The sequence below is a fragment of the Saccharothrix sp. AJ9571 genome (genome assembly GCF_021725495.1).
Lineage (GTDB): Bacteria > Actinomycetota > Actinomycetes > Mycobacteriales > Pseudonocardiaceae > Amycolatopsis > Amycolatopsis magusensis.
Genome location: NZ_CP091382.1, coordinates 5,888,774 through 5,910,637 on the forward strand (window position 1 = coordinate 5,888,774; position 21,864 = coordinate 5,910,637).

The window sequence follows — 21,864 nt, forward strand, 5'->3', positions numbered from 1 at the left end:
GGATGACGATCGCGGAGGTGCGCGCCGAAGAGGAGGGCGTGCGACGGCCGCCGGTGCGCGGGGTGTCGCCGGTGCTGGAGGTGCCGTTCGCCGACAACGGCGACCTGGACGTGCCGGGCTTCCGGCGCGTGGTGCGGTACGTGCTGGGGACCGGGGTGAGCAGCGTGATGTTCCCCGGGTTCGCCTCGGAGTTCCACAAGCTCGGCGAATGGGAGCGCCAGCTGCTCACCGGCATCCTCCTGGAGGAGACCGCGACACGGCCCGAGGTCTCGGCGATCATCGCGGTGCAGGACCACGCCACGCGGCTCGCCGTGCAGCGCGCGGTCGACGCGGTGGGCGCCGGGGCGGACCTGATCAACCTGCTGCCGCCGCACTTCCTGGCGCCCTCGCGGCGGTCGATCGTGGCGCACGTGCGTGCCGTGCTCACCGCGGTCGCGCCGACGCCGGTGGTGCTCCAGTACGCGCCCGCGGAAACCGGGACGAGCCTCGACAGCGCCACGTTGACGGAGATCGCCCGTGAGCACTCGAACCTGGCGCTGGTGAAGGTCGAATCCAGTCCACCGGGCGCGTTGATCGAGGAACTGGCCGCCGCGGATCCGCCGCTGCCCGCGGTCGAGGGCTACGCCGGGGTGCAACTGCCCGACGCGATCCGCCGGGGCGCGGTCGGCACGCAGCCGGGCTGCTCGTTCACCGAGGTGTACGTCGAGCTGTGGCGCCGGTTCACCCAGGACGACGAGGCCGGTGGCATGGAGCTGTACCGGCGGCTGCTGCCCTACATCTCGTACTGGATGCTCGACACCGAACTGATCGTGGCCGCGGAGAAGCTGATCTCCGTGCGGCGCGGGTTGTTCGCCAGCGCGCACTGCCGCGAGCCGGGACACCTGCTGGACCGGGAGGAGATCCGGATGGTGGACCGGTTCCTGGGCGAGTTCGACGACTTCCTGCCACGGCTGGCGTGATCACTTCGAGTCACTGACAGAAGGTGTCAGTGATCCACGCCTAGCCTGCGCGCCATGACCCTTCCTGTGTTCGAACTGCGCCAGTACACCCTTCGTCCCGGCCGCCGCGACGAACTGGTCGACCTGTTCGACCGCGAGTTCGTCACCGGCCAGGAGGCGTGCGGGATGCGGGTGCTCGGCCAGTTCCGCGACGCCGATGACCCGGACCGGTTCGTCTGGGTGCGCGGTTTCGCGGACCTGCCGTCGCGGGCCGCGGCGCTGACCGCGTTCTACGGCGGCCCGATCTGGGCGGAACACGGCCCGGCCGCGAACGCCACCATGCTCGACTCCGACGACGTCCTCCTGCTTCGACCTGCCCGGCCGGACACCGGGTTCGCGCAGATCGCCACCGCAGCCACCTCGTCGACCGGGGTGTACACGGCGACGATCTGCGCGGTGGACGGCGTTGATTTCGCCGAGTTCTTCGAGGCATCGATCGTGCCGGAACTGGACGATCCGCCGGTCGCGTCGTTCGAGACGCTGGTCGCGGAGAACAACTTCCCGGCGCTGCCGGTGCGCGAAGGAGAGCGGGTCTTCGTCTGGTTCTCACGGTTCGCCGACGAGGAATCGGCGCGCAAGCAGAGCTGGCGCGAGCGGGTCGATGTCGGCGGCGAGCTCCAGAACCTGGTCCTGCACCCGACCGCCGGATCGGCACTGCGCTGAAACTGTCGGTGCCGCGTGCCATCCTGCCGGGCATGGGTACCTGGGACACCGGTCCCTTCGACAACGACGCGGCGAGAGCGTTCGCCGCCGAATTGGACGAAGTGGACCAGGCGTTCCAGCCGGAGGTCCTTCGCCGTGTCCTGCTGGACGCGGCGGAAACGACCGGACGGCTGGACGCCGGGACAGGGGAGAGAGCGGTCGCGGCGGCAGCACTGGTCGCGGCCGGACAGCCGGGCGGCGCAGCCGCCGATCTGCGTGGCGGGCCGGAGAATCCGGTGCCGTCCTGGGACGAGCAGTACCGGGAGCTCGCCGTCCGCGCCTTGGCGCGGGCCGATGGCCCCGAGTCCGAACTGGCCGAACTGTGGGAGGCAGGTGACGCCGCTGGAATGTGGCGACGGGAGCTGGCGCTGTTGCGCGATTTGCTGCACCCGGAGCCGAAAGTGCGAATCGAGCCGTGGACGGCCGAAGATCTGTGGCTGATCCGGCGGGCCAACACGCCGGAAATGACCGCGCACACGGGCGGTCCGGAAACGGAGGAGAAGCTGCTCGATCGGCAGCGGCGCTATCTGGACACCGCGCGTCCCGATTCGGTGGACCGCATGTTCCGGATCCGGTTCGGCGACGAACTGGCCGGCTCCGTGGGCTACTGGAAGCGAACCTGGCTGGGAAAGGAGGTGTACGAAACCGGCTGGGGAGTGTTTCCGGAGTTCCGCGGCAAGGGTGTCGCGGCACGGGCGGTGCGGCTGGCTTTGGCGAGCGCGCAGGAAGAAGCGCGGTTCGCCGAAGTACGCGCCTATCCGTCGGTGCACAACGCGCCTTCGAACGCGTTGTGCCGCAAGGCAGGCTTCACCTTCGTCGGGCCGTGCGAGTTCGAGTACCCGCCGGGGCACCTCATGCACTGCAACGACTGGCGCTACGAACTGCTGTGACGGTTCAGGTGGTGCGTTCGGCGAAGAAGACGAACTCGCGGCCGGGCCGGTCCGGGGCGTCTCGCACGTCCAGCACGCGGAAACCGTTGGCGGCCAAGGTGGCTTCCACTTCGTCGCGGCCGCGGAACCGGAGGGTCGAGTCGGAGGTGAGCACCGTGCCGTCGGCGTGGAAGCGGTAGCTGTGGCGGAACGAGACCAGCGGTAGGTCAACTGAGGTGACCTCCCGCCACTGCGTCACGGGCCCGGTTCCGGGGATGTCGAGCGTGACCTCCGCGGGGTCGGCCGCCCAGTCTTCCCACGCCCGTCGTTCGGGCTGCCTGGTTTCGAACGCGAGGTGACCGTGCGGGCGGAGTGCGGTGTGGATCCCTTGGAGGGTCCGCGCCCAGTCCTCGTCGGTGAGGAAAACCTGCGCCACGTTCGCCGTCATCACCGCCAGGTCCGCCTCGAGCGCGGGCAGGGTGGTGGCGTCGCCGTGGATCCAGGTGGCCTTGCCGTCGGGATCCTTCGTCCTCGCGACCTCGAGCGATGCCGCGGCCGGGTCGACGCCGATGACTGTGCGACCGTGTTCGGTCAGGAGGACCGCCAGCGCTCCGGTGCCGCAGCCGAGGTCGAGCACGCGTGTCGCGCCGACCTCGTCGGCGATGGCGAGATAGGTGGTCAGATCGTCGCGCTCGCCGTCGAAGGCGTCGTAGAGCGGCGCGAGACGAGGGTGGGCGAAGATCGGGTCCGGCACGCGGTCCAACCTAGGCGCCCGCGAGCACCTCCGGCGATCGGTTTTCCTCGCTCGCTCGTGTGTTTGACAGGAGTTCGAACGTGTGTTCGACTCTGGGGGTGCGGTGGGACAGGCAGCGGGTCGGTGACGAGGGTGAGCAGTCGATTTCCGGGTTGGGACTGGCCGGGCTGGTGCGGTCGGTGACCTCGCCCGAGTTCGCCGGGGTGACCTTCCACGAAGTGCGGGCGCGCTCGGTGCTGAACAAGGTGCCCGGCTCGTCGGCGGTGCCGTTCAGCTGGACGGTCAACCCGTACCGCGGCTGCTCCCACGCGTGCACCTACTGCCTCGCCGGTGACACCGAAGTGCTCATGGCCGACGGTGACCTCAAACCGCTCGAGGAGATCGAAGTCGGCGACGAGGTCTTCGGCACCCGGTCGTACCAGGGTTACCGCCGGGGCGCGCCCACGCGAGTGCTCGCGCACTGGGCCACGGTCAACCGGGCGTATCGCGTCGTGCTGGAGAACGGCGTCGAGCTGATCGCCAGCGGCGACCACCGCTTCCTGACCGAGCGCGGCTGGCGGCACGTCATCGCCGACCGCCCCGGCCCGGCCGCGCGCCCGCACCTCGCGGTCGGCGAGCAACTGGTCGGCATCAGCCTGTACACCACCGAACTACCCGCGCGGCTGGGGGTCGCGCGGGTGGAGGACCTCGGGCGCGAGATCCCGATGTACGACCTGACCACCGAGAGCGGCGACTTCATCGCGAACGGCGTGGTGAGCCACAACTGCTTCGCCCGCAAGACCCACACCTACCTCGACTTCGACGCCGGCAAGGATTTCGACAGCCAGGTGGTGGTCAAGGTGAACGCACCCGAGGTGCTGGCCACCCAGTTGCGCAAACCCAGCTGGACGCGCGAGCACGTCGCCATGGGCACGAACACCGATCCGTACCAGCGCGCCGAAGGCCGGTACCGGCTGATGCCGGGCATCATCTCCGCGCTCGCCGACTCGGGCACGCCGTTCTCCATCCTGACCAAGGGCACCGTGCTGACCAGGGACCTGCCCCTGCTGTCCTCGGTGAGCACCGAGGTGCCGGTCGGGCTGAGCGTGTCGATCGCCCTGCTGGACCGGGACCTGCAGCAGCGCCTCGAACCCGGCACGCCGAGCCCGCAGGCCCGGCTGGAACTGGTGCGCCGCATCCGTGACGCCGGCCTGCCGTGCGGCGTGCTGGTGGCGCCGGTCCTGCCCGGCCTGACCGATTCGGACGAGGCGCTGGACGGCCTGCTCGCCGAGATCGCCGCGGCCGGTGCAACCAGTGTGACCTCGATAGCCCTGCACCTGCGCCCCGGCGCCCGTGAATGGTTCGCCCGCTGGCTGGCCGTCGAATATCCCGCGCTCGTCCCGCTCTACCGCGAGCTGTACGGCCGCGGCAGTTACGCGAAGTCGTTCTACCGCAAGCAACTCTCCGCGCGGTTCGCCACACTGATGCGGCGCCACGGCCTCGATTCGAACGTCTTCCGCACGACCACGGTCGACCAGGTGGACGCTCTCCCCACCCAGCGGCGCGATTCGACCGTGCCCCGGCAGGAGCCGCTCTTCCCGCTGTAGCCGACCTGCGGCGACCTGCCTCAGCCGGGCCACCGGTGGTTCGTTAGCCTCTACTGCCGGGGAAAATCCCTGCTGAATCGCCAGACGAGCCACGTCCGAGGAGAGCAACCGCAGTGCTTCGCACCCACAACGCCGGCACGCTGCGTGCCGAGCACGCCGGCCAGACCGTAGTCCTCACCGGCTGGGTGGCCCGTCGGCGCGATCACGGCGGCGTGATCTTCATCGACCTCCGCGACGCCAGCGGGGTCGCCCAGATCGTCTTCCGCGAGGGCGAGATGGCCGAGCGCGCGCACAGCCTGCGCTCGGAGTTCTGCCTCCGCATCACCGGCGAGATCGCCGCGCGCCCCGCGGGCAACGAGAACCCCGAGATCCCCACCGGCGCCATCGAGGTGCTGGTGACCGAGCTCGAGGTGCTGTCCGAGTCGGCCGTGCTGCCCTTCCCGATCGACGACCGCGTCGACGTCGGCGAAGAGGTCCGCCTCAAGCACCGCTACCTCGACCTGCGCCGCAGCGGCCCGGCGAAGGCCATGCGCCTGCGCAGCGAGGTGAACCGCGCGGCCCGCGAGGTGCTGCACGCGCAGGACTTCGTCGAGGTCGAGACCCCGACCATGACCAGGTCCACCCCCGAGGGCGCGCGCGACTTCCTGGTCCCGGCCCGGCTCAAGCCCGGCTCCTGGTACGCGCTGCCGCAGTCGCCCCAGCTGTTCAAGCAGCTGCTCATGGTCGGCGGGCTGGAGCGGTACTACCAGATCGCCCGCTGCTACCGGGACGAAGACTTCCGCGCCGACCGCCAGCCCGAGTTCACCCAGCTCGACATCGAGATGAGCTTCGTCGAGCAGGACGACGTGATCGCGCTCGGCGAGGACATCGTCACCGCGCTGTGGAAGCTGATCGACGTCGAACTGCCGCGACCGTTCCGCCGCCTCAGCTACGCCGAGGCCATGTCCAAGTACGGCTCGGACAAGCCCGACCTGCGCTTCGACCTCGAACTGACCGAGATGACCGAGTACTTCGCCGACACCCCGTTCCGGGTGTTCCAGGCGCCGTACGTCGGCGCCGTGGTGATGGCCGGTGGCGCCTCGCAGCCGCGCCGCACGCTTGACGGCTGGCAGGAGTTCGCCAAGCAGCGCGGCCACCGCGGCCTGGCCTACGTGCTGTTCAACGAGGACGGCACGCTCGGCGGCCCGGTCGCCAAGAACCTGTCGGAGACCGAACGCGAAGGCCTCGCCGCAGCCGTCGGCGCGAAGCCCGGTGACTGCGTGTTCTTCGCCGCGGGCAAGCCCAGCGAAGCCCGCGCGCTGCTCGGCGCCGCGCGCGTGGAGATCGGGCACCGGCTCGGCCTGATCGACGAGAACGCCTGGTCGCTGGTGTGGGTGGTCGACTTCCCGATGTTCGTCGCGACCGACGAGTCCGACGACGTCGCGGTCGGCAGCGGCAACTGGAACGCCCTGCACCACGCGTTCACCTCGCCGACCCCGGAGTGGATCGACAAGTTCGAGCAGGACCCGGGCAACGCCCTGGCCTACGCCTACGACATCGTCTGCAACGGCAACGAGATCGGCGGTGGCTCCATCCGTATCCACCGCGCCGACGTGCAGAGGCGCGTGTTCGAGCTGATGGGCCTGTCCGCCGACGAGGCGCAGGAGAAGTTCGGCTTCCTGCTCGACGCCTTCCAGTTCGGCCCCCCGCCGCACGGCGGCATCGCCTTCGGCTGGGACCGCATCACCATGCTGCTGGCCGGCGCCGACTCGCTGCGCGACGTCATCGCCTTCCCGAAGACGGGCGGCGGGTTCGATCCGCTGACCGCCGCGCCCGCGCCGATCACCGCCGAGCAGCGCAAGGAGGCCGGCGTCGACGCGAAGCCGGCGCCCGTCAAGGGCTGAGCCGTGCTGCACCTGCGCGCGGTCGCACCACCGGAGAAGACCGAGCGCGTGCTCGAGCTGCTGTCCGAGCACCGCGGCGCCACGCACCTCGTGATGCACAAGGGCGTTGCGATCCAGCCCGCGGGCGATGTGGTGGAGGCCGACATCGCTCGCGAGTCGGCGGACGACATCATCGACGGGTTGTGCGAGCTGGGCCTCGACCACACCGGGGGCATCACCCTCGAAGTGATCGACACCGCGCTGTCCGACGCCGCGGACCAGGCGGAGGAGGAAGCACCCGGCGAGGGCGCCGACGCTGTGGTGTGGCAGGAGCTGCTCGGCCGCACCGGCGAGGAGTCACGGCTCAACGTGACCTTCCTCAGCTTCCTGACCATCGCCTGCATGCTCACCGCGGTGGGCGTGGTGACCGGCTCCTCGGTGACCATCGTCGGCGCGATGGTGGTGGGCCCGGAGTTCGGTCCGCTCGCCGCCGTCGCCGTCGGCCTGGTGATGCGGCGGTGGGACCTGGTGCGCCGGGCGGCCGCGGCGCTCGCGGTCGGCTTCCCGGTGGCGATGCTGATCACCCTCGCCTTCACCGTGGTGGGGGAGGCGACCGGCCTGTTCGACCGCGCGGCGCTGCTCGGTGACCACGATGTGGACTTCATCTACCAGGTCGGCCCGTACTCGCTGATCGTCGCGCTGCTCGCGGGCGCGGCCGGGATGTTGTCGCTGACCTCGGCGAAGTCGGCCGCGCTGGTCGGCGTGTTCATCTCGGTGACCACCGTTCCGGCGGCCGGGTACGCGGTGGTCGCGGCCGTACTTAACGAGTGGGGCCGCTGTATCGGTTCCGTGGTCCAGCTCGTGATAAACCTGGTGGGAGTCGTCGCGGCTGCGGCCGTTGTGTTGATGCTGCGACGCAAGGGACAACGCAGGGCCTCCACGGAACGTCCACTCTCACGCGGGTGACGGGCACGCACGCTCACGAGTAGGGTCGGGGACAATGACTGTGGACACTTCGAAGGACTCCACGAACAAATCAGGCAACGGGGCGGTGGTTTCGGCAGGCACCAGGGTTGCCGCCGGCGAAGCCATGAAGGTCACTGAGGCTGACGAAGCGCTCGAAGCCGCGATCAAGGCGGGCGAAGCGGTCCTGGCGCACCGGTTCGGGAGCGCGATCCCGCTGGTCGAGCCCGAGGACCTGCGCGGGACGGGGCCGGCAACGGTGGTCCGCGTGCGGGTCGCCGCGTCGCCGTTCGCGCTGCCGCGCACCCTGGTGATCAAGCACTACCCCGGCGAGCCGCCGGAGCTGGGTGCGGATCCGTTCGCCCAGGAGGCGGTCAGCTACCAGCTGTTCACCGCACTGGCCCAGGAAGAGCGCATGTGCCCGGAGCTGGTCGCGCACGACGGCGGCCACCGGGTCATCGTGCTCGACGACCTCGGCCGCGCGCCGACCCTGCAGGACCGCCTGCGTGGTTCGGACGCCAGGGCCGCCGAGCGTTCGCTGCTGTCCTGGGCGCGTTCGCTGGGCAGGCTGCACGCCAACACCGCCGGTCGCGAGGCCGACTTCAACGCGCTGCTGCGCCGCCTCGGCGGCCGGGCCGTCGGCGACGACACCACGCCGGTGCTCGCCTGCGCCCAGCTGCCCGCGCTGCTGTCCGAACTGCTCGGCGTGGACACGCCGGACCCCGTCCACCGGCACGCCGAGCACATCGCCGAGCTGGCGCGGTCGGCGCGCTACCGCGCGTTCAGCCCGGTGGACCTGTGCCCGGACAACAACCTCGCGACCAACGGCGGGGTCCGCTTCATCGACTTCGAGCGCGGCTGCGTGCGCAGTGCGCTCGTCGATGCCGCGTACCTGCGGGTGCCGTTCGCGTCGTGCCCGTACGCACTGGCGCTGCCCGCCGGGATGAGCGAGGCGATGGTCGCCGCCTGGCGCGCCGAAGTCGCCGGTGTCTGGCCCGCGCTGGCTGACGACGACGTCCTCTCCGAGCACCTGCTGGAGAGCCAGTTGCTGCGCGTCTGGCTGGCGACCTGGGAGCTGCTGCCCGAGCTGGCCCCGGAACGCGGCGCCGCCCCGACGAGCCGGGCCGCCGCGCTGGTCAGCTGGTGGGGCGAACTGGGCAAGCACGCTGAACGCGCCGGGCTCGACGACGTCGCCGCGCACGCGCTCGAGGTGTCCACCGCGTTGGACGAGCGCCACGGGCCGGGCCTGCGCCTGGCGCTGTACCCGGCGTTCCGGTAGCCGCGCACCGAGGATTTTCCCGAGGCGTCCTCACGCCTTCACCCGGTCCTCATCACGGGTGAGCCTGGGTGCCGGAAGGTTCCCGGTGTGACCGTGCTGCGTGAAGACTTCACCCTGGCATCCGAGGTTCCCGACCGCACCGACTGCACCCCACTCGCGCCGAGGCGGGTGTCCCGGCTGGCCGTGCTCGGCGACTCGACCGCGGTCGGCCTTGGCGACCCGCTGCCGGGCGGGACCTGGCGCGGGGTCGGCCCCCTGGTCGCCGAGGCGCTGGGCATCGAACCGGACGGCTACCTGAACGCCTCCTTCACCGGCGCGCGGATGCGCTGCGTGCGGACCGAGCAGCTGCCGGTCGCGCTGGCGCACCGGCCCGAGGTGGTGCTGCTGATCGTCGGCATGAACGACACCCTGCGCTCCGATTTCGACGCCGAGGCCATCGCCGCCGATCTCGACGAGGTGGTGACCGAACTGCACGCCGTGGGTTCGGTGGTCATCCCGGTGCGCTTCCACGACCACGGGCGGGTCTTCCGCCTGCCCGGTTCGCTGTCGCGGGCGCTGCGGGCGCGGATCGACGAGCTGAACGCGGTGATCGACGGCGTGGTCGCCGCCCGTGGTGTGCCCTGCCTCGACCTGATGGCGCTCCCGGGTGCTTACGACCTGACCGCGTGGAGCGTGGACCGGCTGCACCCGTCGGAACTGGGGCACCGGATGCTCGCGCAGGGGTACGCCGACCTGCTGACCCAAGCCGGCATCGAGATCCGGGTGCCGGTCAGCCTCGAATGTTCAGGCGGGGCGACCGCGGGCGCCGTGCAGCACGTCGGCTGGCTGGTGGTGAAGGGCATCCCGTGGCTCTGGCGGCGCGGCCGCGACCTGCTGCCCTACGCCGCGCGGATCATGTGGCGGTCGTACTGGGAGAACCGCCCAGCCCCATCGCGCTGACCAGCAGCCGCAGCGATTCCTCCGGCCGGAACTCCTCCGACGGCCGGCTCAGTTCGTGCAACACCATGCCCTCGATGTGGTCGAGCAGGATCTTCGCGTGCAGGTCCGGCTGGTTCGACCCGGCCGCGACGAGCAGCGCGCGCAGCGGTGCCGCCGCCCGCGCTCCGGCCACCTCGAGCTGGAGTCGCAGTTGCGCATCCCAGGCCGCCTCCAGGAACAGGGCGTAGCGCGCGAGCGTCGCGACCCGGTCCGGCCCGGCCATGTGCCGGGCGAACCGGGCGGCCCCTTCGGCGAGCCCGTCGTCCGCGAATTCGACGGCGACGCTGAAGTCACGCTCGGCCAGGCCCGCCAGCACGCCGGTGAGCAAAGCCCCACGCGTGCGGAAGTGGTTGGACGTGGTGCCGGCCGGCAGCCCGGCCTCCGCGTCGACCGCGCGATGGGTCAGCCCTCGCGCGCCCTGGGTTCCGAGCACGGTGATCGCCGCTTCGACCACCTCGTCGCGGCGGGTCCGTTCCTGGGGTGAAGGCACTCCGGCAGCGTACTACTACGCCTGTGACTACACCTGTAGTACGGTAGTCGTATGACAACGAGAATCGCGGTGGTCGGCGGTGGGATCGGCGGGCTCGCCTGCGCGCTCCGGTTGAACCAGTCGAACCTGGACGTGACGGTCTTCGAACGCCGCCCGCGGATCGAGGGCAGGGGCACGGCACTCGGCATGTGGCCGGACGCGTTGCATGCGTTGGACGCGATCGGCCTGGGGGAGCGGGTGCGGCTGACCGGCGTCGCGCAGCGGGAGATGCGGTTCCGCCGATCGGACGGGCGGACGCTCGCGCGGCTCGACGTCGGCCGCCTCGAACGCCGGACGGGTGACCTCCCCGTGTTGATCTCCCGCGCCGCGTTGATCGACCTGCTCCGGGACGCATTCCCGCCGGAGCGGGTGCGCACGGGTCGACCAGTTGAACCGGCCGACGTCGGACAGTTGTGCGCCGAGTACGACGTGGTCGTCGGCGCGGACGGCACGGGCAGCGCCGTCCGCATGGCCCGCTTCAGCGCCGCGCATCAGCCGCGGTACTCGGGCTACTCCGCGTGGATCGGCATGGTGCCGTCCGAGGGCGAAACCAGTCAGGAGATCTTCGGCCGCGGGCGCAAGTTCGGCGTCACCCCGGCCGAAGGCGGCCTGACCAACTGGTACGCCCCGATCCGCGTGCCCCGGGGTGGCCTCGCCGAGGACCCGATGGTTCAACTGCGTGAACTGTTCGGCGACTGGTGCGAGCCGGTGCCGTCGTTGATCGAGCGCAGCGCGGGCACCGAGATCCTGAACTACCCGATCCGCTACCTCGCGCCGAGACTGCCGAGCCTGGTCTCCGGCAACGCCGTACTGATCGGCGACGCCGCCCACCTGATGACCGCCGATCTTGGCCAGGGCGCCTGCCAAGCCCTGGTCGACGGAGTCGCGCTGGGCGGTCGCCTCGCTGATGGCGGCGAGCTCGTGCGCGTGTTGAACCAGTTCGACCGCGAACGCCGACGGTCGGCTCAGCGCGTCGCGACCGCCGCCCGGTTGCTCGGCGAGTTCACCTCGCGCCCCGGACTGTCCACCGTGCGCGACCTGACCTTCCGCGCCGCCGGGTTGCTCGGCCGTCAGGAACCACGGCCGTCGCGTGGAGCGAACAGCGTGAGCGCTTCGGCGTCGGACGGCGGGTTGCGCACGAAATAGCTCACCCACTCCTCGATGTCCGAGTAGGTCGACGTCGCCACGATCGAGTCCGCGGCGGCCTCGGCATTGAACAGCGTGCGCCGGTGCTGCACGGCCGGGCCGTCCCCGCCGCCGAGTAGCACCCAGTGCGCGCCCGGCGAACCGTAGGGCATCCCGACGCTGCCCGCGTTGACCACCAGCCTGCGGTCGACCAGCCTGCTGAACGGCATGTGGGTGTGACCGCAGACGACGGTCTGCTCGCTGACCCCGTCGAGCACCTCGGCCCACCGTTCGAGCGAGCTGTCCACCAGCACGACCTCCTCGTCGTCGCGCGGGGTCGCATGGCAGAAGAGGACCGGTCCGAGCCCCGTGATCTCCAGCCGGACCGTCGCGGGCAGTCGCGCCAGCAGGTCCACCTGGTTGGACCGCAACTGCGCGGCGCACCACGGCGCGATCGGGTCCGGGATGTTCGTCTCGCCGCCGTGCGCCAGCTGGACCAGCTCCCGGTCGGCGTTGCCGTTGACCCACACCGCCCGGTCCCCGAGCGTGCCGAGCCGGTCCAGCACCTCGGCCGGTTGCGGGCCCGCGGCGATGTCGCCGGTCAGCACGATCCGGTCCGCACTCGCCACGTCCGGTTCGGCCAGGACCGCGTCCAACGCGGGCAACACACCGTGGATGTCGGACAGCACCGCGACTCGATCGAGCATGCCCAGAGTCTGCTCGCCGCCCGCAGTCCCCGGCAGGGGTGTTCGCGGCCAGCGGACCGGGTGTCGGACCCAGCGGCTAACGTCAACGGCGTGGCGCAGGACGAACTCTTCACGGTGAACCCGGACGTGGCGGCTCCACCGCCGGAACCCGCGAAACCGGTGGCCGAGCGGGCGGTCCCGGCCGGCTCGCCGCTGGCGGTGCGGATGCGGCCGCGGTCGCTCGGCGAGGTGGTCGGCCAGCAGCACCTGCTCGGCGAAGGCGCGCCCCTGCGACGACTGGTCGAGGGCGCCGCGCCCGCGTCCGTGCTGCTCTACGGCCCGCCGGGAACGGGCAAGACCACGCTGGCCAACCTGGTCTCCACCGCCACCGGACGCCGATTCGTCGCGTTGTCCGCGCTGTCCGCCGGGGTCAAGGAGGTGCGCGGGGTCATCGAGGAGGCCCGGCGGCGCCGCAACTACAACGCCGAGAACACCGTGTTGTTCATCGACGAGGTGCACCGCTTCTCGAAGACTCAGCAGGACGCGCTCCTCGGCGCGGTCGAGGACCGCACGGTGCTGCTCGTCGCGGCCACCACGGAGAACCCGTCGTTCTCGGTGGTGGCCCCGCTGCTTTCGCGCTCGCTGGTGCTGCAGCTGCGCCCGCTCAGCGACGAAGACGTGAGTGACCTGATCGACCGCGCGCTGACCGACGAGCGCGGCCTGGGCGGCGCGCTCGAACTGGACGAGGACGCGCGCGACCACCTGGTCCGGCTGGCTTCCGGGGATGCGCGCCGGGCGCTGACCGCGCTCGAAGCCGCCGCGGACGCGGCCGGTGCCACCGAGCACGGCGTGATCGACCTCGCCACCGTCGAGTCCACCGTGGACAAGGCGGCCGTGCGCTACGACCGCGACGGCGACCAGCACTACGACGTGATCAGCGCCTTCATCAAGTCCATCCGCGGGTCCGACGTCGACGCCGCGTTGCACTACCTGGCCCGGATGATCGAGGCGGGGGAGGACCCGCGGTTCCTGGCCAGGCGGCTGGTGGTGCACGCCAGCGAGGACATCGGCATGGCGGACCCGACCGCGCTGCAGTCGGCGATCGCCGCCGCGCACGCGGTGCAGTTCATCGGCATGCCCGAGGGCAGGCTGGCGCTCGCGCAGGCGACGGTGCACCTGGCCACCGCGCCGAAGTCGAACTCGGTGATCACCGGGATCGACGCCGCGCTGGCCGACGTGCGCGCGGGCAAGCTCGGCACGGTGCCGCCGCACCTGCGCGACGGCCACTACGCGGGCGCGGCGAACCTCGGCAACGCGCAGGGCTACCGGTATCCGCACAACGTGCCCGAGGGTGTGCTCAACCAGCAGTACCCGCCGGACGTGCTCGTCGGCACGGACTACTACCACCCGACGCAGCGCGGGGCTGAGCGCACGCTGGCCGAACGGGTGCCGAAGCTGCGCCGCACCATCCGCGGGCAGTAGCTTCGACACCCGTATAACGGCCTATACCGCGTGGCTTTACGGGGTGAACCCGGGCTGGCCGTTCTCCACGTGACCGGTCAAAGCGCGGAGGAAGGCAGGGGCACCTTCCGCCGTGACGCGGACGTCGTACCAGCCCGCCTCGGTACGTACCGGCACCTGCGCGGAGCGGCCCGGTTCAACCCGTACGACACGACCGGAGTCCACCCGCAGCGACACCGCGGCGGCACCCGAGTTCTCGAGGGTCAGCTCCAGGCCGCTCCGATGCGGCAGGATTCGCGTCCGCACGTCCACCCTCGCGGCCGCGCCCGACCGGCTGCCCCGCAACTCCCACCAACCGCGGTTCGGCCCCTGCACGACGACCCGGTACTGGTCACCCTTGTTCGGCAGGATTTCGGTGTGGGTGCCGAGGACATCGCGGTGTGCCGGTTCAACCAGTTCGCCCGTGTACGCGTAGATCGCGAAGTGCGCCGACGCCGAACCGCTGTTCTGCAGTGAGACAGCCAGCTCGCCGCTCGCGTCCAACCCACCGGACACCGACGCCTGGTACGGCAGCGCCCGCGCCCGGCGACGGCCCGGCTCCGGCGATGGCAGCGCCTGCTCGGCCGGCGGTGTCGGGTGCCAGCGCGAGATCGGTTCGGGCACCGGCCCCGGCTTGGTCACCGCCGGCGGACGGCCCGCGCGCTCGAAGTCGAACGCGCCGGTCAGGTCACCGGCACGGAACGCCGCCACGCGGAGATGTTCGGCTCGGCGATCCCGGTCCACCGCTCCAGCAGCCGGATCACCGAGGTGTGGTCGTACACGGTCGAATCCACGTAACCGCCGATGGTCCACGGCGACACCACGGTCATCGGCACGCGCGGGCCGAAGCCGAGCGGCTGCCCGCCCGCGTGGTCGGCGTCGTCGGGGGCGGTGGCCGGCGGTACCGGCGGCGGCACGTGGTCGAAGTAGCCGTCGTTCTCGTCGAAGTTCAGCAACAGCACGGTCTTCGACCAGGTGTCCGGATCGGCGGCGATCGCGTCGAGCACGTCGTAGATCAGGTTCGCGCTGCCCACCGGCGTCGACGCCCCGGGGTGCTCGGAGTCCGCCGCCGACGGGACCAGCCAGCTGACCTTCGGCAGCGTGCCCGCGGCGATGTCCGCGCGCAACCGCCCGACGAGCGACTCCGGCTCACCGCGGAACATCGCGCGGTCGAACAGGTCGCGCTCGGCCGCGGTCAAACCGGCTACACCTTCGTCGAACTTCGCCAGCAGCGCCTTCTGCTCCTCCGGCGACTTGTCGAACAGCGCGAAGTAGAACTCCTCCGTGGTGCGGTACCCGCCCGGCACCGCGGCGAGGATCTTGTGCCCGATCTTCTTGAACGGCACGAAGTACTCGACCGCGTTGTCGGTGAAGTTGTCCCACTCCTGGTAGATCCGCCACGGCACGCCGGCGGCCTGCAACCGCTCCGGGTAGGTCGTCCAGGAGTAACCGGGGTGGTCGTACGAGTAGGCCGCGTTGGTCACCGCGCGCGACCCGTTCGGCTCGAACCCGGTGGTCCCGGTCATCAGGAAGTTCCGGTTCGGATTGGTGGACCCGAAGATCGAGCAGTGGTACGCGTCGCAGATGGTGAACGTGTCGGCCAGTTCGTACTGCAGAGCGATGTCCGCGCGGTCGTAATAGGTCATCGTGGCCGCGCCCTTCGCCGCGATCCACGCGTTGTTCCAGCCCCGGGCCCACGCCTTGCCGCTGCCGCCCCAGCTGTGGTCGAGATCGCCGAGGTACTGGAGGTCCTCCGGGTCGCGCCCGGCCCGGATCGCGCCCTCGCGCAACGAGAACGGCAGCACCACACCGCCCGCCGGGTCCGGCTGGTTGAACACGTCACCGCCACCGGGCAGCTCCAGCGGGTGCGCATCGCCGAAGCCGCGCACCCCGCGCAATCGGCCGAAGTAGTGGTCGAACGAGCGGTTCTCCTGCATGAGCACGATGACGTGCTCGACCTCGCCGAGCCCGCGGCCCCGGCGCATCGGCGCCGCCATGGCGGCGTGCAGGGACGGCGGCAGCAGCGAGCCGGCGAGCGCGGCCCCGGAGGTGGCCAGCAACCGCCGGCGTGAAAGTTCAGGCATGACCCGAACCTTCACCTATCCGGGTGAACGGAACACGAACTTCAGCGGGCCCAGGTGTTCCCGGTGATGCGCTCGTAGACCTCGACGTACTTCGCCCTGGTGGCGGCCACGATGTCGGCGGGGATCTCCGGGCCGGGCGGGGTCTGGTCCCAGCCGGTCGTCCTCGACCAGTCACGCACGAACTGCTTGTCGAACGAGCGCTGCGGCCGGCCCGGCTCCCACTCGTCGGCCGGCCAGAACCGCGAGGAGTCCGACGTCAGCACCTCGTCGCCGAGGGTCAGCGTGCCGTCGGCGTCGAAGCCGAACTCCAGCTTCGTGTCGGCGATGATCACACCCTTGGTCGCCGCGTGCGCCGCGCCCCGGCGGTAGATCTCCAGGGTGAGGTCGCGGAGCCGGTCGGCGGTGTCCTGGCCGATCTCGCCCACCACCTCGTCGAAGGTCATGAACTCGTCGTGCCCGGTGTCGGAGATCTTCGTGGTCGGCGTGAAGATCGGCTCGGGCAGCTTGTCGCCCTCGACCAGGCCCTCGGGCAGGCGGATGCCCGAGACCGCGCCGTCGCGCTGGTACTCCCGCAGGCCCAGCCCAGTCAGGTGACCACGGGCGATGCACTCGACCTGGATCATCTTCAGCGGCTTGCACCGGATCGCGCGCCCGGCGAACTCGGCGGGCACGTCGGTGGCCGAGATCAGGTGGTTGGGCACGACCTCGCGCAGGTGCTCGAACCACCACACGGACAACTGGGTGAGCAGTTTGCCCTTGTCCGGCACCGGCGTCGGCAGCGACACGTCGTAGACGGAAACGCGGTCGGAGGCCACGAGCAGGATGTCACCGTCCGACTCGTACAGATCGCGGACCTTGCCTGCGTGCACGTGCTTCATGCGCCATCCCGTCAGTGCGGTTGTCTCGACCACCAGCGTTCTAGCACACGCGGTAGTGGCATAGGCCACTTGTGCTACCGTGACCCCGTGTCACAGCCCATCCCCACCGAACGTGTTCAGGTCGCGGCCGTGCTGCGCCGCTTGCGCGAACAGGCAGGCGTCACCCGTGGCGAAGCAGCCGAACTGCTCGGCTGCACCCCGTCCAAGATCGGCGACCTCGAACTCGGGCGGTCCGGCGCGAAACCGGCCGAACTGGAGAAGCTGCTCGTCCACTACGGCGCGGGCCCCGGCCAGCGGACGGAACTGATCCGGTTCGCCAGGGACGCGCACGGCCGCAAACCCCGCGGCACCTACGGCCCGGTGCCCGTTCCGGCCAACCTGCGGCGCGTGCTCGACCTCGAGGCGCAGGCGCGGGAGACCACCCACTACTCCGGCGAGCTGGTCCCGCCGCTGCTCCAGGTGCGGTCCTACGCCGAGGCGCTGCTCGTGGGGGAGCCGGTCAAACTGGTTGACCTCCGGCTCGCCCGCAGCGACTGCCTCGAGCGCACCGACCGGCCACGCCTGCGGCTGCGCTGCGTCCTCGCCGAGTCCGTGCTGCGCACCGGGATCGGCGGCAGGGCGGTGATGGCGGCGCAGCTCGCGCGGTTGTGCTGGTTGAACGAGGCCGTGCCGAACGTCGAAATCCAGGTGCTCCCCATGGGTACGGGGGCGCATCCTTTCCTCGGGCGGACGGTCACGCTGCATTCCTTCCCGCCGCCCGCGCCTGCGGTGCTGATCACCGACGGGCACGATCGGGACGTCTTCTGCGATCGCCCGGTCGTGGTCCGCCAGGCCGCCGAGCGGTTCATCGCACTGCGCGCGCGAGCGCTCGGCGTGCGGGAAAGCAGCGAGTTCCTGCGACGCCTGGGACAGCACTGGGCCAGTACGGTGGAGAACAGCCACGCACGGTAGCCTGACCGGCAATCAGGTGGCCACGAACTTCCGGGAGGATCCCGTGTCGGCAGGGCAGATCGCCGCGCTCATCGCCGCAGGCGCCTTCGTTGTGCTGGTGGTGCTGCTCGCGATCCCGTTGCTCAAGCTCGGCCGCACGCTGGACGAGGCGACCATCGCGCTGCGCAAGGCACACGAGAACACCGACCCGCTGCTCAACGGGGCCAACCAGACGATCACCCACGTCAACGCCCAGCTCGAGCGGGTGGACGGGATCACCGCGAACGCGCAGGCGGTCACGGGGAACGTCTCGGCGCTGTCCTCGGTGTTCACCGCGACGCTGGGCGGTCCGCTGGTCAAGACCGCGGCCCTGTCCTACGGCATCAGCAAGGCAGTCAAGGCGCGCCGCGCCAAGGCGAACGGGAAGCCGGTGCGCGGCCGGAAGAGGAGCAAGAAGGCATGAAGCGACTGTTCTGGCTCGGAGTCGGAGTGGTCGCCGGCATCGCCCTCTCGCGCAAGGCGACCGAGACCGCGCGGCAGGCGACCCCGGCGGGCATCGCGGCCAACCTGGGTGACGCCATGCGCGAACTCGCCGGCGCGGTGGGCTCCTTCGGCGCCGAAGTGCGCGCGGGGATGAGCGAGCGCGAGCAAGAGCTGAACGACTTCGTCGAGGACCGTGCCGGTCTTCCGTCGCGCCCGCAGGGCAGGCACGCCGCGGTCCGGCGAGCTCGCCGGGCGGAGGGCTGACCGGCCCGCGTCGCCGACGTCGCGCCGGACCCTCCGCCGCCGCAGCCTGCCCCTGTTTCCGGCTCGGCCGGTGACCGCTGTCCGCGGCCGAGCCCCAGCGCAAGGAAAGACCAGTGGAAACACACGAGATCAACAAGCGCTTCCTGGCCCACTTCGAAGGCCGCGAGCACACCAGGGTGCCCAGTGCGTCGCTGATCCTGGACGACCCGAACCTGCTGTTCGTCAACGCCGGCATGGTGCAGTTCAAGCCGTACTTCCTCGGTGAGGTGCCGCCGCCGTACCCGCGCGCGACCAGCATCCAGAAGTGCGTGCGCACCGGCGACATCGACGAGGTCGGCAAGACCACCCGGCACAACACGTTCTTCCAGATGGCCGGGAACTTCTCCTTCGGCGACTACTTCAAGGAAGGCGCGATCGCCAACGCCTGGGAGCTGATCACCAAGTCCCAGGACGACGGCGGTTTCGGCTTCGACCCGGAGCGCATCTGGGTGACCGTCTACGAGCACGACTCGGAGGCGGCCGGGCTCTGGCAGAAGGTCGCCGGCATCCCGTCCGAGCGCATCCAGGCGCGCGACGGCCGCGACAACTACTGGGACATGGGCGTGCCCGGTCCCGGCGGCCCGTGTTCGGAGATCTACTACGACCGCGGCGCGCAGTTCGGCCGCGAGGGTGGCCCGGTCGTCGACGAGGACCGCTACCTGGAGATCTGGAACCTCGTCTTCATGCAGGACGTGCGGGGTGAGCAGAGCCCGAAGTACGGCCACCCGCCGATCGGTGAACTGCCGAAGAAGAACATCGACACCGGCATGGGCGTCGAACGCGTCGCCTACCTGCTCCAGGGCGTGGAGAACGTCTACGAGACCGACCTGGTGCGCCCGGTCATCGCGCGCGCCGAGGAGTTCTCCGGCCGCCGCTACGGCGCCGACCACACCGACGACGTGCGCTTCCGCGTGATCGCCGACCACGCCCGCTCCGGCGTGATGCTGATCGGCGACGGGGTCACCCCCGGCAACGATGGGCGCGGCTACGTGCTGCGCCGGCTGCTGCGCCGCATCGTGCGCTCGATGCGCCTGCTCGGCGTGCACGAACCTGTGCTCCCGGAGTTCGCTTCGGTGGTCCGTGACGCGATGGGCCCGTCCTACCCTGAACTGGTCGCCGGTTTCGACCGTATCTCCGACGTGGTCAAAACCGAAGAAGAGGCATTCCTGTCGACGCTCACCTCGGGCTCGCGGATCTTCGATCTCGCCGCGGAGGAAACCAAGTCCGCCGGTGGGGGCATCCTTGCCGGGGACAAGGCGTTCCAGCTGCACGACACCTACGGCTTCCCGATCGACCTGACCCTCGAGATGGCCGCCGAGCAGGGCCTGACCGTGGACGAGGACGGCTTCCGCACGCTGATGGAGGAGCAGCGCCGGCGCGCGAAGGCCGACGCCGCGTCCCGCAAGAGCGGGCACGGCGACCTGTCGGTCTACCGCGAGGTGCTCGAACAGCACGGCGAAACCCTGTTCCTGGGCTACACCGACCTGCAGGCGAACGCCAGGGTGATCGGCCTGGTCGCCGACGGGGTGCCGGTGCGCAGCGTCGCGGCGGGCAAGAAGGCCGAGATCATGCTCGACCGCACCCCGTTCTACGCCGAGAGCGGTGGCCAGGTCGCCGACACCGGTGTGCTGGTCGGGAACGGCGTCGAGTTGAAGGTGTTCGACGTCCAGAAGATCGTGCAGGGCCTGTACGTGCACCGCGTCGAGGTCGTCGAAGGCGAGGTCGGGCTCGACACCGAGCTGACCGGTTCGGTCGACGCCGCGCGCCGGTCGATGATCGAGCGCTCGCACTCGGCCACGCACCTGGTGCACGCCGCGGTCCGCGGGGCCTACGGCAAGCGCGCGGCGCAGGCCGGTTCGCTCAACTCGCCCGGCCGCATGCGGTTCGACTTCACCACCGCCGGCCCGGTGTCGTCGGACGTGCTGACCGAGGTCGAGGAGGAGGTCAACGACTACCTCCAGACCGACGTCGAGGTGCAGAGCTACGTCACCACCAAGGACAAGGCCCTCGAGCTGGGCGCGGTCGCGCTGTTCGGCGAGAAGTACGGCAACGACGTCCGCGTGGTCGACATGGGGGACTACTCGCGCGAACTGTGCGGTGGCACCCACGTCGACCGGATCGGACAGCTGGGCCTGGTCAAACTGGTGTCCGACGCGTCGATCGGCTCGGGTGTGCACCGCGTCGAGGCGCTGGTCGGCACGGACGCGCTGCGGTACGTCCGCAAGGAGCAGTTGCTGGTCTCGCAGCTCGCCGGTTCGCTGAAAGTGCCGACCGAGCAGTTGCCCTCGCGCATCGAGGACCTGCTGTCGCGGCTGCGGTCCGCGGAGAAGGAGATCGAGCAGCTCAAGACTCGCCAGGTGCTGGGGTCCGCCGGTGAGCTGGCGGACAAGGCCGCCGACCTCGGCGGGGTCAGCCTGGTGGCCGAGCAGCTCGACGGCGTCGACGGCAACGGCCTGCGCGCGCTGGCCACCGAGATCCGCAACCGCCTCGGCAACCGGCCGGGTGTGGTGGCGCTGTTCTCGCCGGCGGGGGAGAAGGTCAGTTTCGTCGTCGCGACCAACGCGGGCGCACGGGACAAGGGCTTCGCCGCGGGCAAGCTCGTGCCCCGGTTCGCCGAGGCCATCGGCGGCCGTGGCGGTGGCAAGCCGGACATGGCGCAGGGCGGCGGTTCCCACCCGGCAGGCGTGCCGCAGGCGATCGAGGCGCTGCGTGCCGCGGTAGCCGGCGGGTGACCCAGCGGAAGGTGGACCGGCCCGGGGAGCAGGATCCCGGGGCCGGCCGCCGGCTTGCGGTGGATGTCGGCTCGGTCCGGGTCGGCATCGCACTCAGTGATCCGGCGCCCCTTCTTGCCTCGCCACTCGTTACCCTAAAGCGTGATGCGGCAGACAATGGTGACGTTGAGCAGTTGGCGGGCCTGGTCGTCGAGCACGAGGTGGTCGAGGTGATCGTGGGATTGCCGAGGACGCTCGCGGACCGGCACGGTCCCGCCGCCGTCATCGCGGTCGAATACGGTGAACTGCTCGCGGAGCGGATCGCGCCGGTGCCGGTGCGGTTCGCCGACGAGCGGCTCACCACGGTGACCGCTTCGCGCATGCTTTCCCAGCGCGGGGTCAAGGGCCGCAAGCAACGCGCGGTGGTCGATCAGGCGGCCGCCGTGGAGATCCTTCAAGGCTGGCTGGACGGGCGTGCGGCGTTCCGCGCGCGGAAGGGTGAGTCGTGAGGAGCGAGTCTCCCGGGGTACCCGAAGGCGGCGGCAGACGACGGCGACGGGAACCCGAAACGCCGCCCGAAGCGGTCCCTCCGGCTGTCGGCCGGCGGCGGTTGCGCGAACCGGACGAACTGGTCCGCCGCGAAG

21 protein-coding genes are annotated in these 21,864 nt (G+C 70.8%); 15 read left to right on the plus strand and 6 right to left on the minus strand.

The window, feature by feature from the left end:
- The first annotated feature begins 2 nt into the window (after positions 1 to 2).
- From L3Q67_RS27375 to L3Q67_RS27385, 3 genes are read left to right on the plus strand one after another with little or no spacing between them, the layout of a single operon-like run.
- On the plus strand, positions 3 to 959 hold the full coding sequence (locus L3Q67_RS27375; RefSeq protein WP_499184315.1) for a dihydrodipicolinate synthase family protein: 957 nt from the start codon (positions 3 to 5) through the stop codon (positions 957 to 959).
- A 54-nt stretch (positions 960 to 1,013) separates the two neighbouring features.
- Entirely contained in the window at positions 1,014 to 1,661 is a 648-nt protein-coding gene (locus L3Q67_RS27380; protein WP_499184316.1) for an NIPSNAP family protein, read from the plus strand.
- A 32-nt stretch (positions 1,662 to 1,693) separates the two neighbouring features.
- Positions 1,694 to 2,590, plus strand: a complete 897-nt coding sequence (locus L3Q67_RS27385) for a GNAT family N-acetyltransferase (protein WP_499184317.1) — start codon at positions 1,694 to 1,696, stop codon at positions 2,588 to 2,590.
- A gap of 4 nt (positions 2,591 to 2,594) precedes the next feature.
- On the opposite strand, the gene L3Q67_RS27390 is transcribed toward L3Q67_RS27385, so the two are convergent.
- Positions 2,595 to 3,323, minus strand: a complete 729-nt coding sequence (locus L3Q67_RS27390; protein ID WP_499184318.1) for a class I SAM-dependent methyltransferase — start codon at positions 3,321 to 3,323, stop codon at positions 2,595 to 2,597.
- Between the two features lie 98 nt (positions 3,324 to 3,421).
- On the opposite strand from L3Q67_RS27390, the gene L3Q67_RS27395 reads away from it, so the two are divergent.
- The 5 genes from L3Q67_RS27395 (at position 3,422) to L3Q67_RS27415 (ending at position 9,952) form a co-directional block, all read left to right on the plus strand.
- The gene (locus L3Q67_RS27395; RefSeq protein WP_499184319.1) at positions 3,422 to 4,909 is read left to right on the plus strand and encodes an Rv2578c family radical SAM protein; all 1,488 of its coding nucleotides are present in this window, start codon (positions 3,422 to 3,424) and stop codon (positions 4,907 to 4,909) included.
- Positions 4,910 to 5,022: 113 nt separating this feature from the next.
- Entirely contained in the window at positions 5,023 to 6,792 is a 1,770-nt protein-coding gene (gene aspS, locus L3Q67_RS27400) for an aspartate--tRNA ligase family protein (RefSeq protein WP_499184320.1), read from the plus strand.
- Between the two features lie 3 nt (positions 6,793 to 6,795).
- Positions 6,796 to 7,737 carry a DUF389 domain-containing protein gene (locus tag L3Q67_RS27405; protein ID WP_499184321.1) on the plus strand — a complete coding sequence of 314 codons (942 nt, stop codon included), beginning with the start codon at positions 6,796 to 6,798 and terminating at the stop codon, positions 7,735 to 7,737.
- Between the two features lie 34 nt (positions 7,738 to 7,771).
- Positions 7,772 to 9,013 (plus strand): phosphotransferase, encoded by a 1,242-nt coding sequence (locus L3Q67_RS27410; RefSeq protein WP_499184322.1) that lies wholly within the window; start codon positions 7,772 to 7,774, stop codon positions 9,011 to 9,013.
- Positions 9,014 to 9,106: 93 nt separating this feature from the next.
- Positions 9,107 to 9,952, plus strand: coding sequence for an SGNH/GDSL hydrolase family protein (locus L3Q67_RS27415; protein WP_499191654.1), 846 nt, complete (start codon positions 9,107 to 9,109; stop codon positions 9,950 to 9,952).
- Here L3Q67_RS27415 and L3Q67_RS27420 read toward each other — a convergent pair.
- Positions 9,906 to 10,481, minus strand: a complete 576-nt coding sequence (locus L3Q67_RS27420; RefSeq protein ID WP_499184323.1) for a TetR/AcrR family transcriptional regulator — start codon at positions 10,479 to 10,481, stop codon at positions 9,906 to 9,908. The genes L3Q67_RS27415 and L3Q67_RS27420 overlap by 47 nt on opposite strands.
- A gap of 51 nt (positions 10,482 to 10,532) precedes the next feature.
- Between L3Q67_RS27420 and L3Q67_RS27425 the strand changes: the two genes are divergently transcribed.
- On the plus strand, positions 10,533 to 11,666 hold the full coding sequence (locus tag L3Q67_RS27425) for a flavin-dependent monooxygenase (RefSeq protein WP_499184324.1): 1,134 nt from the start codon (positions 10,533 to 10,535) through the stop codon (positions 11,664 to 11,666).
- On the opposite strand, the gene L3Q67_RS27430 is transcribed toward L3Q67_RS27425, so the two are convergent.
- On the minus strand, positions 11,591 to 12,352 hold the full coding sequence (locus tag L3Q67_RS27430) for a metallophosphoesterase family protein (RefSeq protein WP_499184325.1): 762 nt from the start codon (positions 12,350 to 12,352) through the stop codon (positions 11,591 to 11,593). The two genes, L3Q67_RS27425 and L3Q67_RS27430, sit on opposite strands and share 76 nt — an antisense overlap.
- Before the next feature lie 90 nt (positions 12,353 to 12,442).
- Between L3Q67_RS27430 and L3Q67_RS27435 the strand changes: the two genes are divergently transcribed.
- Positions 12,443 to 13,813 carry a replication-associated recombination protein A gene (locus L3Q67_RS27435; protein ID WP_499184326.1) on the plus strand — a complete coding sequence of 457 codons (1,371 nt, stop codon included), beginning with the start codon at positions 12,443 to 12,445 and terminating at the stop codon, positions 13,811 to 13,813.
- A gap of 36 nt (positions 13,814 to 13,849) precedes the next feature.
- On the opposite strand, the gene L3Q67_RS27440 is transcribed toward L3Q67_RS27435, so the two are convergent.
- From L3Q67_RS27440 to L3Q67_RS27450, 3 genes are read right to left on the minus strand one after another with little or no spacing between them, the layout of a single operon-like run.
- The gene (locus L3Q67_RS27440; protein WP_499184327.1) at positions 13,850 to 14,542 is read right to left on the minus strand and encodes a phospholipase domain-containing protein; all 693 of its coding nucleotides are present in this window, start codon (positions 14,540 to 14,542) and stop codon (positions 13,850 to 13,852) included.
- Entirely contained in the window at positions 14,515 to 15,915 is a 1,401-nt protein-coding gene (locus L3Q67_RS27445; protein ID WP_499184328.1) for a phosphocholine-specific phospholipase C, read from the minus strand. The genes L3Q67_RS27440 and L3Q67_RS27445 overlap by 28 nt, the downstream gene beginning before the upstream one ends.
- A gap of 41 nt (positions 15,916 to 15,956) precedes the next feature.
- The gene (locus L3Q67_RS27450) at positions 15,957 to 16,793 is read right to left on the minus strand and encodes a phosphoribosylaminoimidazolesuccinocarboxamide synthase (protein ID WP_499184329.1); all 837 of its coding nucleotides are present in this window, start codon (positions 16,791 to 16,793) and stop codon (positions 15,957 to 15,959) included.
- Positions 16,794 to 16,880: 87 nt separating this feature from the next.
- Between L3Q67_RS27450 and L3Q67_RS27455 the strand changes: the two genes are divergently transcribed.
- From L3Q67_RS27455 to ruvX, 5 genes are all read left to right on the plus strand, one after another.
- Positions 16,881 to 17,744, plus strand: a complete 864-nt coding sequence (locus L3Q67_RS27455; protein WP_499184330.1) for a helix-turn-helix domain-containing protein — start codon at positions 16,881 to 16,883, stop codon at positions 17,742 to 17,744.
- A gap of 43 nt (positions 17,745 to 17,787) precedes the next feature.
- Entirely contained in the window at positions 17,788 to 18,186 is a 399-nt protein-coding gene (locus L3Q67_RS27460) for a DUF948 domain-containing protein (protein WP_499184331.1), read from the plus strand.
- Positions 18,183 to 18,470: a hypothetical protein gene (locus tag L3Q67_RS27465; protein WP_499184332.1), complete on the plus strand. Its 288-nt coding sequence runs from the start codon at positions 18,183 to 18,185 to the stop codon at positions 18,468 to 18,470. The genes L3Q67_RS27460 and L3Q67_RS27465 overlap by 4 nt, the downstream gene beginning before the upstream one ends.
- A 113-nt stretch (positions 18,471 to 18,583) precedes the next feature.
- Entirely contained in the window at positions 18,584 to 21,241 is a 2,658-nt protein-coding gene (alaS, locus tag L3Q67_RS27470; protein ID WP_499184333.1) for an alanine--tRNA ligase, read from the plus strand.
- Positions 21,238 to 21,729, plus strand: a complete 492-nt coding sequence (gene ruvX, locus L3Q67_RS27475) for a RuvX/YqgF family protein (protein ID WP_499184334.1) — start codon at positions 21,238 to 21,240, stop codon at positions 21,727 to 21,729. The genes alaS and ruvX overlap by 4 nt, the downstream gene beginning before the upstream one ends.
- The last annotated feature ends 135 nt before the right edge of the window (positions 21,730 to 21,864 follow it).

What these genes read in the sequence shown, in the direction of transcription:
- L3Q67_RS27375 (WP_499184315.1), top strand. Translation starts at nt 3, where the DNA reads ATGACGATCGCGGAGGTGCGCGCCGAAGAGGAGGGCGTGCGACGGCCG.
- L3Q67_RS27380 (WP_499184316.1), top strand. Translation starts at nt 1,014, where the DNA reads ATGACCCTTCCTGTGTTCGAACTGCGCCAGTACACCCTTCGTCCCGGC.
- L3Q67_RS27385 (WP_499184317.1), top strand. Translation starts at nt 1,694, where the DNA reads ATGGGTACCTGGGACACCGGTCCCTTCGACAACGACGCGGCGAGAGCG.
- L3Q67_RS27410 (WP_499184322.1), top strand. Translation starts at nt 7,772, where the DNA reads ATGACTGTGGACACTTCGAAGGACTCCACGAACAAATCAGGCAACGGG.
- L3Q67_RS27425 (WP_499184324.1), top strand. Translation starts at nt 10,533, where the DNA reads ATGACAACGAGAATCGCGGTGGTCGGCGGTGGGATCGGCGGGCTCGCC.
- L3Q67_RS27430 (WP_499184325.1), bottom strand. Translation starts at nt 12,352, where the DNA reads ATGCTCGATCGAGTCGCGGTGCTGTCCGACATCCACGGTGTGTTGCCC.
- L3Q67_RS27445 (WP_499184328.1), bottom strand. Translation starts at nt 15,915, where the DNA reads ATGCCTGAACTTTCACGCCGGCGGTTGCTGGCCACCTCCGGGGCCGCG.
- L3Q67_RS27450 (WP_499184329.1), bottom strand. Translation starts at nt 16,793, where the DNA reads ATGAAGCACGTGCACGCAGGCAAGGTCCGCGATCTGTACGAGTCGGAC.
- L3Q67_RS27465 (WP_499184332.1), top strand. Translation starts at nt 18,183, where the DNA reads ATGAAGCGACTGTTCTGGCTCGGAGTCGGAGTGGTCGCCGGCATCGCC.